The organism is Xanthobacter agilis, from assembly GCF_021730435.1.
Taxonomy (GTDB): domain Bacteria; phylum Pseudomonadota; class Alphaproteobacteria; order Rhizobiales; family Xanthobacteraceae; genus Xanthobacter; species Xanthobacter agilis.
Map to the genome: position 1 here is coordinate 57,099 of NZ_JABWGX010000020.1, position 12,871 is coordinate 69,969.

General features: G+C 67.5%; 8 protein-coding genes. 7 read left to right on the forward strand and 1 reads right to left on the reverse strand.

The window, feature by feature from the left end; all coding sequences use genetic code 11:
- Window positions 1-490: 490 nt before the first annotated feature.
- Entirely contained in the window at window positions 491-1,171 is a 681-nt protein-coding gene (locus HUW53_RS14930) for a hypothetical protein (protein WP_237346559.1), read from the reverse strand.
- Between the two features lie 432 nt (window positions 1,172-1,603).
- Here HUW53_RS14930 and HUW53_RS14935 point away from each other — a divergent pair, with 432 nt between their 5' ends.
- The 7 genes from HUW53_RS14935 (at window position 1,604) to HUW53_RS14965 (ending at window position 12,834) form a co-directional block, all read left to right on the forward strand.
- Window positions 1,604-2,344 (forward strand): SDR family oxidoreductase, encoded by a 741-nt coding sequence (locus tag HUW53_RS14935; RefSeq protein WP_237346560.1) that lies wholly within the window; start codon window positions 1,604-1,606, stop codon window positions 2,342-2,344.
- Between the two features lie 301 nt (window positions 2,345-2,645).
- Window positions 2,646-3,590 (forward strand): alpha/beta hydrolase, encoded by a 945-nt coding sequence (locus HUW53_RS14940; RefSeq protein ID WP_237346561.1) that lies wholly within the window; start codon window positions 2,646-2,648, stop codon window positions 3,588-3,590.
- A gap of 266 nt (window positions 3,591-3,856) precedes the next feature.
- Window positions 3,857-5,398 (forward strand): ATP-binding protein, encoded by a 1,542-nt coding sequence (locus HUW53_RS14945; RefSeq protein WP_237346562.1) that lies wholly within the window; start codon window positions 3,857-3,859, stop codon window positions 5,396-5,398.
- 98 nt (window positions 5,399-5,496) lie between these two features.
- Window positions 5,497-6,585 carry a recombinase RecA gene (gene recA / locus HUW53_RS14950; protein ID WP_237346563.1) on the forward strand — a complete coding sequence of 363 codons (1,089 nt, stop codon included), beginning with the start codon at window positions 5,497-5,499 and terminating at the stop codon, window positions 6,583-6,585.
- 250 nt (window positions 6,586-6,835) lie between these two features.
- Window positions 6,836-9,493, forward strand: coding sequence for an alanine--tRNA ligase (alaS, locus tag HUW53_RS14955; protein WP_237346564.1), 2,658 nt, complete (start codon window positions 6,836-6,838; stop codon window positions 9,491-9,493).
- Window positions 9,494-9,818: 325 nt separating this feature from the next.
- The gene (locus HUW53_RS14960) at window positions 9,819-11,537 is read left to right on the forward strand and encodes a cation:proton antiporter domain-containing protein (protein ID WP_237346565.1); all 1,719 of its coding nucleotides are present in this window, start codon (window positions 9,819-9,821) and stop codon (window positions 11,535-11,537) included.
- Between the two features lie 100 nt (window positions 11,538-11,637).
- Window positions 11,638-12,834 (forward strand): cyclic nucleotide-gated ion channel, encoded by a 1,197-nt coding sequence (locus tag HUW53_RS14965; RefSeq protein ID WP_237346566.1) that lies wholly within the window; start codon window positions 11,638-11,640, stop codon window positions 12,832-12,834.
- The last annotated feature ends 37 nt before the right edge of the window (window positions 12,835-12,871 follow it).

Sequence of the window (12,871 nt, forward strand, 5' to 3'; positions counted from 1 at the left end):
CCGCCGGCGCGACGGTGGGGCCATTCTTCAGCACTGGGCTCCACTTCGCAAACCCCATTCTGCCCCCGGCTACCGAAACGATCCCCTTTGCCCCGGCGGCCAAGGACGTGCACCAAGGACGTGCACCAAGCACGCCATCCCTCGGTCGAGGGGCAATAGGACTGCGCGTGGGGCTGGGCGTTGGGGTTCAGGTGCTGGGCGAAAGGCCAAGGACGGCCATTGAACATGCCGGACACGGGGCTGCGGCCCGGCCCCTATCGCGCGGGAGAACATGTCTCCCCCCCCCAGACACGATCGAACGCCCGGTCAAGCGAGTGCCCAAATGGCAAATCGCACGCCCAGCAATCCAGACCGGACCACATGGTATGCGCCCACGCCAATGATTTAAGGATAGGCACTTCTGCGATTGAACGCCCGGAGCCGCCTGGAACGTCGTTTCTCCAATCCAGCGTCGAATCCCGAATTCGGGCATGCTCCGCCAAATGGCCCCTCAGCCCGCGCTGGCGGAAGATGGGCTCACGGACTTTCCCGCCTCGGCGATCGAAGCACCACCCGTGCGCCGCTGCGCCGTCCGCTGCAGGCCGCGCGCGTATTCCTCGCCCTCTTTGGTCCAGCGCTCGATGCGCCCGGTCGGCCCCCGCACCGGAGCCCGCTCAAGATCGATGTCGACGCTGCGCGGATAATGTTCGCGACCTTCCCGCACCTGCGTCAGGCCAAGCGAACCATTGCGGATGCGCACCTCGTCCATCGACCGCCCGGCAGCAATGCCTTGCGCGCGAAACAACTGATACTCACGATCACTGAGGATGCGAACCTGAGAGACGTTGTCGAGACTGTCGGGGTCCATGACCACCCACACGGTCCCGCGCTGTGAGGCCACCACGCCCCGCGCGCGCTGCTCCATGGAGCGCAAATAGTCCTGGCATCGCGGGCTATCATAAAGACGCTTCAGGCGCTCGGTCCGGCGCCATTCGCGCAAGCCGTACACGCCGCTGGCAAATTGTGTCACCAGAACGCTGGCCGGCAGCATGTAAATGGCAAACTCGCCCTGAACGACGACCCAAGCCCCAGCGATGGCGAGACTGCCAGCCGCCGCGGCGGAAAAATGACGCCAGATACCGTCGAGAAAATGGCTGAACGGGCCGAGCTCCTTCTGATGGATCTCGTCCATGAGGTGCGCATGAGGCATAGCCCTATTTTGCATCACCTTCTCCTGCAACCACAACATCTCAAGCGGGCTTTATCTTCTACGCGGTCACCCTCCGATTGCAAGATTTTTGTGTCTTGCCGAGCGGCGTCCGTTTGTCCAGCGCGAAAGACGCCGGCATTTCATTCTTGTTCCCTTAGGGTTAACCGCAATTTTCTGCACCGCTTCCTCCTCGCTCGGCGCCGCCGGCCCCCTATTGGCACTGAGAATCGCTTGCGGGATGCCTTTCCCGACAACTCGACCGCGCATGTTCCGGAATGTCGCGCCCATATTCGATGCATCCGCAAGGCCAACCGCCCCCTCAAATTCAAGTGACAGCCCCAACGCCAGACCCGACTCCTGAATTTCGAGCGGAACGCCTATGCTCCGATCGGCTCAAACCGAGGACGAGATCAAGTGCTCAAGGAAGCTCTCAAGACAGCGATCGTGACCGGCGCATCGGGCGGCATCGGCGGGGCGGTGGCTCTACGCCTTGCGCGGGACGGCTTTGCCGTGGTGGCGAACTACGCTGGCCGTTCGGACGCCGCGAACGCGGTGGTGAACGAGATCATCGCGGGCGGCGGCAAGGCCATCGCCGTGAACGCGGACGTGGCCGACGCCCAGGCGGTGGCCGACCTGTTCGCCGCCGCCAAGTCCACCTTCGGCGGCTGCGATGTGGTGGTCCACTGCGCCGGCATCATGCCCCTGGGCCAGATCGCGGATGGTGATCTGGCCCTGTTCGACAAGGTCATCGCGGTCAACCTGCGCGGCACTTATGTGGTGCTCGCCCAGGCGGCGCGGGATGTGGCGCCGGGTGGGCGCATCATTGCCCTTTCCAGCAGCGTGCTCGCCAAGTCCTTCCCCGGCTATGGGCCCTATATCGCGTCCAAGGCTGGGGTGGAGGGGCTGGTGCATGTGCTCGCCAACGAGCTGCGCGGGCGCAACATCACGGTCAATGCGGTGGCGCCCGGGCCAGTGGCCACTCCCCTTTTTCTCAGCGGGAAGACCCAGGCGCAGATCGACGAACTGGCGAAGGTGCCGCCATTGCAGCGGCTCGGCCAGCCGGACGACATCGCCCATGTGGTTTCGTTCCTCGCCGGCCCGGACGGCGCCTGGATGAACAGCCAGGTGCTGCGTGCCAACGGCGGATTCGCCTGAGCCGCGCCGCCCGCCCAAGACGCGGTGGGCGGGCGCGAGGGGCATTCTGTTCGCCCGGCCGGGGCCCCCCTCGGCGGCACCGAGGGCGACACCGCCGGCCGCGAAGCGTCGAGGGGCCTCGCCATTATTGCCGCCCTGCTTCTTCGGGGTGCCGACCGCGCCCGGTGACGTGACTTTCAAACCGGCCGGGGCGGACCTATATCAACGCTCCGCGCTCCTGAGTCACGGGCCGTCAGTCCAGCCCACATGGCGCATGAGCCCGCCTGTTCGGCACCGATCGCGGAGCCCAGGAGGATCCGACATGATCGACCGCCGCGCGTTCCTCGCCGTGGCCGCCGCCCTGGCGGTGGGAGCGCAGCGCGCAACGGCGCAGCCGGTGGCGGGTGATCCCGCCCCGGTCGAGACGATCCCGCTCTGGCCCGGCACGCCGCCCGGCGGCGGCGGCCCTTCCGGCCCGGCGGCAGTGAGCCCCGGCGGAGCGATGAGCCATGTGGCCATTCCCGCGATCGAGATTCATCGCCCCGCGCAACCAGGCGACGCGGCGGTGCTGATCGCCGCCGGCGGCGGCTACCGACAGATCCAGATGGACAAGGAGGCGCGCCCCGCCGCCCGCTGGCTCGCGGCACGCGGCATCACCGCCTTCATCCTCATGTACCGGTTGCCATCGGAAGGCTGGCGCGAGCGCCCGCTCGCGCCGTTGCAGGATGCCCAACGGGCCCTGCGCCTCATGCGCGCCGCGCCGCCGCCGCGCGGCGTCGCCGCCACACGCATCGGGGTGCTGGGCTTTTCCGCCGGCGGCCACCTCCTGGGTCTCGCCGCCACCCGCGCGGATTTCCGCTCTTATGCGCCGGTGGACGCCATCGACCGCCAGTCCGCACGGCCGGACGCCGCGGCGCTGATCTATCCCGTCATCACCCTGGAGCCGCCTTACGACCAGACGTCCACCCGTCGCCAGCTGATCGGAAGCCATCCCAGCCCCCGACAGAGCGCGGAATGGTCCGTGCAGACCCATGTGCGCGCCGGCTGCCCGCCCATGTTCCTGGTACAGGCGGAGGATGATTCCATCGCCAACCCGCAGAACACCGTCATCCTGGCGCAGGCATGCCGCCGCGCGGGCGTGCCGGTGGAGTTGCACCAGCTTGCGCGTGGCGGCCACGGCTTCGGCATGGGCAAGCCGGGCACCGTCTCCGCAGAATGGCCCCGTTGGTACGAGAATTGGCTGCGCGCACAAAGAACGCCGGCCTGACGGCACACCGCCGGACGCCCACCCTCCGCCCGCACAATACCGGCGCCGCGCACCGGGAACCTGCCACGCTCACCTGCCACGCTCACCTGCCACGCTCACCTGCCACGTCATGGCGGCCCCGTTTCGGACCGGCCCGGCCGGCCTCTTCATCCCCGCAGCTATCCACCGCTGCGCGACCCGCCGTGCGCCGCAGTTGAACTCGCGCCGCGAATTGATATGAGTCCGGCCATGATCTCCCGCCATCTCACCGCAGGGTCGGCGCCGCTATGACGACGCCCGCCAAGGTGTCCATCGACCTCGGCACCCGCTCCGGCGGCGGCACGGCCGTTCTGGACCTCGAGGAATTGCTCGCCACCCGCTTGCTGGTGCAGGGCAATTCCGGTTCCGGAAAGTCGCACCTGCTGCGCCGCCTCCTGGAACAAAGCGCCCCCTGGGTGCAGCAGGCCGTCATCGATCCGGAAGGTGATTTCGTCACCCTCGCCGATCGCTTCGGCCATGTGGTCGTGGATGCGCAGAGGGGCGAAGCCGACCTCCAGCGCATCGCCGCGCGGGTGCGCCAGCACCGGGTCTCGGTCGTGCTCAATCTCGAAGGCCTGGACAGCGAGCAGCAGATGCGCGCCGCCGCCGCCTTTCTCGGCGGCCTGTTCGATGCCGATCGCGACATGTGGTATCCGTTGCTGGTGGTGGTGGACGAGGCGCAATTGTTCGCGCCCACCGCCGCCGGTGAGGTTTCCGACGACGCGCGCAAGGTGTCCCTGGGCGCCATGACCAATCTCATGTGCCGCGGGCGAAAGCGCGGCCTCGCCGGGGTCATCGCCACCCAACGGCTGGCCAAGCTTGCCAAGAACGTGGCCGCCGAAGCCTCCAACTTCCTCATGGGCCGCACCTTCCTGGACATCGACATGGCCCGCGCCGCCGATCTGCTCGGCATGGAGCGGCGGCAGGCGGAGATGTTCCGCGACCTGGAAAGCGGCAATTTCGTCGCGCTCGGCCCGGCCCTGGCACGGCGTCCGCTGCCGGTGCGCATCGGCCCGGTGGACACGCAGGCCCGCTCCACCAGCCCCAAGCTGCTGCCGCTGCCCGAGCCCGCCGCCGCCGAGGACGCCCACGACCTGATCTTCACCCCCGGCGCCGACGAGGCCCGCACCCTGGTGCCGCGCCGGACGCCGACCGTCGCACCCACCGCCGACGTGCTAGCGCAGCTCGCGCGCAGCCTACCGGCAACCCCGCCGCTCGCGCCCGAGCCGCCGCCTGGCCTGCCCGCCGCCCTGTCGCCCGAGCAGCGCCAGGCCGCCATCGACGCCGCCTTGCACGAAATCCTGAGCGAGAGCGACGCCGGTTTTCGCACCATCGCCGTGCTCTATCAGGACTTCCTGGTGCGCTGCCGAATCCGCCGTGTGGGTGGCGACACCCTGAGTCTCTCCGCCTTCCGCCGCCGGCTCGCCGTGGCCCATGCCGGCATCAACATCGCCGAGGCGGAGGCCGACGATTCGCCCTGGGCCGAAGTGCTGGCCATGGCCGCCGCGCTGCCGGAGGACATGCAGGGCGTGTTCCTCTCCCTCGCGCGGGCCGCCTTCGACCATCGCCCCTGCCCCTCCGATGCCGATGTCGCCCGCGCCTACGGCAGCCGTTCCCCCGGCCGCGCGCGACGCCTGCTCGCCTATATGGAGGAGCACCAAGTCATCGTATGCCGGCACGACGCCCGCGGCCGGCGCATCGTGGCGATCCCCGGCCTTGCCTGGGAGACCGACCCCGGCGACCCCAATGCCCCGACCGCCGCGCTCCCCGAGGCCGCCCCCACAGACTAACTCGCAATCGACAGCGCGGAACATATTGCGAACATCGAACAAAGCATGTACACGGGGGTGCAGTCTATTTCCCCTTGCGCCAGCTCTGGAGCCCGGCGATGACTCAGGCAACACTCCGACTCGTCGAAGGTTCTTCCATGGACAAAACCAAAGCTCTGGACGCCGCGCTGTCTCAGATCGAGCGCCATTTCGGCAAAGGCTCGATCATGCGCCTGGGCAAGGGCGGCAAGGCGCTGGAGGTCGAGAGCGTGCCCTCGGGCTCTCTGGGCCTCGACATCGCGCTCGGTATCGGCGGGTTGCCCAGGGGGCGCGTCGTCGAAATTTTCGGGCCGGAATCCTCCGGTAAAACAACGCTCTCTCTGCATGTCATCGCCGAAGCTCAGAAGCGCGGGGGCACCTGTGCCTTCATTGATGCCGAGCATGCGCTCGACCCCATCTATGCGCGCAAGCTCGGCGTCAATCTCGACGACCTCCTGATCTCCCAGCCGGATGCGGGCGAGCAGGCGCTGGAAATCGCCGACACGCTGGTTCGGTCCGGCGCGATCGACGTGCTGGTGGTGGACTCGGTGGCGGCACTTACCCCGCGCGCCGAGCTCGAAGGCGAGATGGGCGACAACCAGCCCGGCATGCAGGCGCGCCTGATGAGCCAAGCGCTGCGCAAGCTCACGGCCTCCATCTCCAAGTCCAACACCATGGTGATCTTCATCAACCAGATCCGCATGAAGATCGGCGTGATGTATGGCTCTCCGGAGACCACCACCGGCGGCAACGCCTTGAAGTTCTACGCTTCCGTGCGCCTCGATATTCGCCGCATCGGCGCCATCAAGGAGCGCGACGAGGTGGTGGGCAACCAGACCCGCGTGAAGGTGGTCAAGAACAAGCTCGCGCCGCCCTTCAAGCAGGTGGAATTCGACATCATGTATGGCGAGGGCGTCTCCAAAATGGGAGAGCTGCTCGATCTGGGCGTGCGCGCCGGCGTCGTGGAAAAGTCCGGCGCCTGGTTCTCCTATGACAGCCAGCGCCTCGGCCAGGGCCGGGAAAACGCCAAGTCTTTCCTGCGCCAGAATGCCGAAATGGCCGGGCGCATCGAGGCCGCCATCCGTCAGAATGCCGGCCTCATCGCCGAACAGATTCTGGCCGGCCCGCCAGAGGAAGACGCGGACGGCCAGGAGCCTTCGGAAAGCTGAGGCCTGCGGGGCTTCCGCGACGGCGCCAGGATGGCTTGGCGTGCCGCGGGGTGGAGTGAGCGTGCGCGCTCCTCATGGGTTTCTGGACAAGCGGCGGCCTCGCCGGTAAACGAACCCGGTTCCGGTCCGCCGTTCCAGGTTTTCCCAGGACGGCGGCTGCGGAGCCGGGCGGGCGCGGGGACGTTCCGTTCGGGGTGGTCATCGCCGGCAACGTCTTGCGTGTCCGGCTCTTAAGGGTAGTGGCCGGCACATGAGCGGCGTCAACGAGATCCGGTCGACTTTCATCGACTACTTCGTCAAGCAAGGGCACGAGGCGGTGTCCTCCTCCCCGTTGGTGCCGCACAACGATCCCACCCTCATGTTCACCAATGCGGGGATGGTGCAATTCAAGAACGTCTTCACCGGGATGGAGAAGCGTCCTTATTCCCGCGCGGTGACGGCGCAAAAGTGCGTGCGCGCCGGGGGCAAGCACAATGACCTCGACAACGTCGGCTACACGGCCCGGCATCACACCTTCTTCGAGATGCTCGGCAATTTTTCGTTCGGCGACTATTTCAAGGATCGGGCCATTGAGCTCGCCTGGAATCTCATAACGGGTCCGTTCGACCTGCCCAGGGAGCGCCTGCTCGTCACCGTCTACAGCGAGGATGAAGAGGCCTACGGTCTTTGGAAGAAGATTGCCGGCCTGCCGGATGATAGAATCATCCGCATCCCCACCTCTGACAATTTCTGGTCCATGGGCGACACCGGCCCCTGCGGTCCATGCTCCGAGATCTTCTTCGACCACGGTGCCCATATTGCCGGGGGTCCCCCCGGCTCGCCCGACGAGAACGGAGACCGCTTCATCGAGATCTGGAATCTCGTCTTCATGCAATACGAGCAGCTTCCCGGCGGTGAGCGCGTGGGTCTGCCGCGCCCGTCGATTGATACCGGCATGGGGCTTGAGCGTATTTCGGCGGTGCTCCAGGGCACCCACGACAATTACGAGACCGATCTCATGCGCGCCCTCATCGCGGAGGTCGCCGAGCTCACGAATGTGGACGCCGACGGACCGCAGAAGGCCAGCCACCGCGTCATCGCCGACCACCTGCGCGCTTCGGTCTTCCTCACCGCAGACGGGGTCCTGCCGTCCAACGAGGGCCGGGGCTATGTGCTGCGCCGCATCATGCGGCGCGCCATGCGCCATGCCCAGCTCCTCGGCGCCCGCGAGCCGCTGATGCACCGCCTGGTGCCGGCGCTGATCCGGGAAATGGGCCGCGCCTATCCGGAGATCGTGCGCGCCGAAGCCTTGGCCGGCGAGACCCTGCTGCTGGAAGAGACCCGCTTTCGCCGCACCCTGGAGCGGGGCTTGTCGATCCTTGAGGAGGAAAGCGCCGGCCTCACCCAGGGTGCGAGCTTCCCCGGCGACGTTGCGTTCAAACTTTACGATACCTACGGTTTCCCCCTGGACCTCACCCAGGACGCCTTGCGGGCGCGGGGGATCGCCGTGGATCTCGGTGCATTCGACGCCGCGATGGCACGCCAGAAGGCGGAAGCGCGGGCCAATTGGGCCGGCTCGGGCGAAGCGGCCACCGATGCCGTGTGGTTCCAGGTGCGGGACAAGGTCGGGGCCACCGAGTTCCTCGGCTACGAAACGGAAAAGGCGGAAGGTGTTGTCCTCGCTTTGCTGAAGGATGGCGGGGAAGTTGATGCCCTGCCGGCCGGGTCGCGGGGCTTTGCCGTGCTCAACCAGACCCCCTTCTATGCCGAATCGGGCGGTCAGACGGGCGACACCGGAGCCTGGAACGGCGAAGGCGGGATCGCTGTACGGGTCATATCCACCCAGAAGAAGCTCGGCGATCTGTTCGTGCACGAGGTGGAGGTCACCAGCGGCACGCTGAAGGTGGGTTCGGCCCTGGCGGCGGAGGTGGACCACGGGCGCCGCACCGCCTTGCGGGCCAACCATTCGGCGACCCATCTGCTGCACGAGGCGCTGCGGCGCGTGCTCGGCGACCATGTGGCGCAGAAGGGCTCTCTGGTGGCCCCCGACCGTTTGCGCTTCGACTTTTCCCACCCGAAGCCGCTGACGGCGGACGAGGTGGCGCGCGTGGAGGACATCGCCAACCGGTTCGTCCTGCGCAACGAGCCGGTGGAGACCCGGGTCATGGCGGTCGACGATGCCATCGGCTCGGGGGCGCGGGCGCTGTTCGGCGAAAAGTATGGCGACGAGGTGCGCGTGGTCTCGATGGGCACCGACGACGGCAAGGGCACGCCCTATTCTATCGAGTTGTGCGGCGGCACTCATGTGCGGCGCACCGGCGATATCGGCCTGGTGTCGGTGGTCGCGGAAAGCGCGGTGGGGTCTGGCGTCCGCCGGCTGGAGGCGCTGACCGCGGATGCCGCGCGCCATCATCTCAACGGCGCCAATGCGGCGCTACAAGGGGCTGCGGCCACGCTGAAGGCGCCGGTGTCGGAAGTGGAAGCGCGCCTGACGGTGTTGGTGGAGGAGCGGCGTAAGCTTGAGCGGGAGATGACGGACCTGCGCAAGAAGCTCGCCATGAGTGGGGGCAGCGGCGAGGAACAGGGTCCGCGGGTCATTGAGGTCAACGGCACCAAGTATCTGGCCATCGCTATTTCCGGCGCCGACCCGAAGGATCTGAAGGCGATCGCCGATGAGGGCAAGACCAAGATCGGCTCGGGCGTGGTGGCGGTGGCCAACAACGCGGCGGACGGCAAGGCGTCCTTGGTCGTGGCCGTGACCGCCGATCTGGCAGGGCGCTTCGATGCGGTGACCCTGGTGCGGCGTGGCGCGGAGGCCCTGGGCGGCAAGGGCGGCGGCGGGCGGCCGGACATGGCGCAGGCCGGCGGCCCGGATGGTGCCAAGGCGAGTGCGGCGCTGGCCGCCATCGAGGCCGCGCTGGCGGGCTGAGGCTCGCTTTTCCGTCTCCGGCAGGCGGCATAGGGACACGGATCGGACCCCGCTCGGCCGGGGGATCCGCCCCCGAGAAGACGTCGGGCCGCTGCGGCGCGGTGGCTTTAGCAGATGGTGTGTTTTCGGCCCGTGGGACCACAGGCGAGGCCGCGCGGACGGCCACCTCGGACCTGGTCGGAGATGACCGGGTCGAGGCGGAACGGGCTGGGACATCAGGTGCGATGGGCAATTCAGAGCGCCGTTTGTCGGATTGTCATCGAGACGGCCGCTCGACGCCCGAAGCAGGCGGTCGATGCCGCCGATGATGGAGGGAGAAGCGGCTGTGGGTGACGCCTTCCTGAAGGACGGATTCGTCTATCTGCTGGCCGCGGGCATATTGGTGCCCCTGTTCCATCGGGCGCGCATCGGTGCCGTGGTCGGCTTCATCATCGTTGGGGCGATTCTCGGGCCACACGGTTTGGGGAGTTGGGCACCGGATGTGCCCTGGCTCCAATTCGTCACCATCTCCAATCCGGAACGGGCGGCGCCGTTCGGCGAACTCGGCGTCATCTTTCTGCTGTTCCTGCTGGGGCTGGAGTTTTCGGCGAATCGGCTTTGGGCGCTGCGGCGCGAAGTGTTCGGCATCGGCGGCTTGCAGGTGCTGTTCTGCGGCGGCGCGCTGGCATCGGCGGTCGCACTCTCCGGCTTTGTGGAGGCCGATGTCGCGTTGGTACTGGGCTTTGCCCTCGCGCTGTCGTCAACCGCCGTGGTCACGCAGATCCTGGTCGAGGAACACCGGTCGCTGGCGCCGCTCGGGCAGATGGTCATCGCCGTTCTGCTGTTTCAAGACCTCATGGTGGTGCCGATCCTGCTGGCCACGGAGCTGATTGCCGGCGGCGGCAGCGTGCTGATCCTCGCGGCTTCTGCGCTGGCCAAGGCGGTCGGCGCGGTGGCGGTGATCCTGGTCGCGGGGCGTTTCGTCATGGCACCGCTCGTGGGCATCGCGGGCAGCACGCGCTCGCGCGAACTCATCATGGCGATCACCCTTGTGGTGGTGGTGGGCACTGCGGCCTTCACGCGGGCGGCCGGGCTTTCGGGCGCCCTTGGTGCGTTCCTCGCGGGAATGCTGCTGTCGGAGACGGCGTATCGGCACCAGATCGAAGTTGATCTTGAGCCCTTCAAGGGCCTGCTGATCGGCGTCTTCTTCGTGACCGTGGGCATGAGCGTGAATTTTCGCGAGGTATTGCCACACCTGCATCTGGTGATCGTGGGCACGGTGGCGCTGCTCGCCATCAAGACGGCGTTCAATTTCGCGGCGGCACGGTTCATGGGCGTGAAGCGGGCGGAGGCCGCCGAAGCGGCGATCCTGCTGGCGCAAACCGGGGAGTTCGCCTTGGTGGTGCTGGGGCTGATGGTCGCCAAGGGCGTCCTCAGCAGCGGCGATGCGGGCCTCGTCATCGCCGTCGTGGGGCTGGGGCTCGCGGCCACGCCGCTGTTGTCCGCGCTGGGCCATCGGCTGGGGCTGCAACTGGAGGTGAAGGCCCATGACCACCTGGCGGTGCCCGTCCTCGACGCGCCGCAGGGCCATGTGGTCATCGGAGGCTTTGGCCGGGTGGGGCGCATGGTCGCCGAAGCCTTGGAGCAGGAACAGGTTCCGTTCGTCGCGGTGGACAACAATCCCCGCCGCGTGGCGCTGGAGCGGGCGGCGGGCCGGCCGGTCTATTTCGGGGACGCGGGACGCGAGGAGATCCTGGAACGATTGGGTGCCGACGGCGCCATCGCCTTTGTCCTCACCCTGGATTCCCCGGTGGGCGCCGAGCGCATGGCGGAAGTGATCCATCGGCGCTGGCGGGGGGTTCCGGTTCTCGCGCGGGCGAAGGACGCGGACCACGCCTGTCGCCTCGCCGGGCATGGGGTCTCGGGCGTCATCCCTGAGACGGTCGAGGGTAGCCTTCAATTGGTTGCGCAGCTCCTCGGCACGCTGGGCCTTCCACCCGAAGCCGTCGCCGAACGCACGGCCCAAGCCCGCACGCGTGAAGCAAAGCGGTTTGGATGCCCGTGATGCACAGCCCCGCAACGTCCACCGTGCGCGCGCCCGACAGCGGGAAGACGCCGCTTTCGGCCTTCCCCCGGCACAGCGCGACCGCGCCGGGGGAAGGCCGATGATGGTGACCCGAGTGCGGCAGCGTCTGTTCGACATTCTCGAGCGCGACCTGCCGGGCGATATCGTTGCCGACCTCGTTCATTACTTCCTGATCGTCATCGTGCTGATGAGCGTGACCGGAGCGGTGCTGGCGACGGTTCCCGCGCTCGAGCTTTATGACAAAATCTGGTTCGGCGCCTGCGAGCAGGTGGCCCTCGGCGCGTTCGTGCTGGAATATCTGATCCGCCTGTGGGTTGCCCCCGAACACCCGATGCGGCGCCATCTGCCGGCATGGCGGGCGCGGCTCAGCTATATCACCACGCCCGCCGCCATCATTGACCTGTTCGCGGTGGCGCCGGCCGTGGTTTCCCTGGCCTTCCCCATGGACGTGCGCGCCCTTCTCGTGCTGCGGCTGCTGCGTTTTCTCAAGCTGGCGCGTTATTCGTCCGGGTTCAACGCGCTTTATCTGGCGGTCAAGCGCGAGCGCTTTGCGCTTCTCGCCTGCCTCGTCATTCTGGGCACCGGCGTGCTGCTCGCCGCCACCGCCATGTATTTGGTGGAGCGGACGGTGCAGCCGGACAAGTTCGGTTCGATCCCCGACGCCATGTGGTGGGCGATCACGACCCTGACGACGGTGGGCTATGGGGATGTGGTGCCGATCACCGCCGTGGGGCGGCTCGTCGGCGCGGCGACGATGGTCGCCGGGCTGGTGATGCTGGCGCTGCCGATCGCCATCATCGCCAGCTCGTTTTCGGAAGTGATCTCGAAGCACAATTTCGTCGTGACCTTTTCCATGGTGTCCCGGCTGCCGCCGTTCTCGGACCTGGACGCCCGAATCCTGGGCGACCTGCTGCCCCTGTTCAATTCCCGCAGCTTCGATCGCGGCCGCCAGGTGGTGCGACCGGGTGAACGCGCGCGTCACATGTTCGTGGTGCTGGAAGGGGAACTCGAATCCACCGGCACCGAAAAGACGGTCCGGCTCGGCGCCGGCGACGTGTTCGGCCTCCTGCCGGGGCTCGATGGCGACATCCCTCCGGTCCGCGCCCTGACCAAGACCAAGGTCCTCGCCATAGAAGAGGACGAGTTACACATGCTCAAGCTGCGTTATCCGCTTATCAGCGCGCGTTTGGAGGAAATGGCGCGCCGGCCGACAGGCGGCGTCCATCTGCGCCGGACGCGCGCCGTAACGCCGCGGCGACGCCAGACTCCAGGCTGAGACCGGCGCGGCGAAGGCCGTCGGTCGCGCCACCGCC

Excerpts from the sequence above, each read along its gene's own strand:
- HUW53_RS14945 (WP_237346562.1), top strand. The coding sequence starts at position 3,857 with ATGACGACGCCCGCCAAGGTGTCCATCGACCTCGGCACCCGCTCCGGC.
- HUW53_RS14965 (WP_237346566.1), top strand. The coding sequence starts at position 11,638 with ATGATGGTGACCCGAGTGCGGCAGCGTCTGTTCGACATTCTCGAGCGC.
- alaS (WP_237346564.1), top strand. The coding sequence starts at position 6,836 with ATGAGCGGCGTCAACGAGATCCGGTCGACTTTCATCGACTACTTCGTC.
- recA (WP_237346563.1), top strand. The coding sequence starts at position 5,497 with ATGACTCAGGCAACACTCCGACTCGTCGAAGGTTCTTCCATGGACAAA.
- HUW53_RS14940 (WP_237346561.1), top strand. The coding sequence starts at position 2,646 with ATGATCGACCGCCGCGCGTTCCTCGCCGTGGCCGCCGCCCTGGCGGTG.
- HUW53_RS14930 (WP_237346559.1), bottom strand. The coding sequence starts at position 1,171 with ATGGACGAGATCCATCAGAAGGAGCTCGGCCCGTTCAGCCATTTTCTC.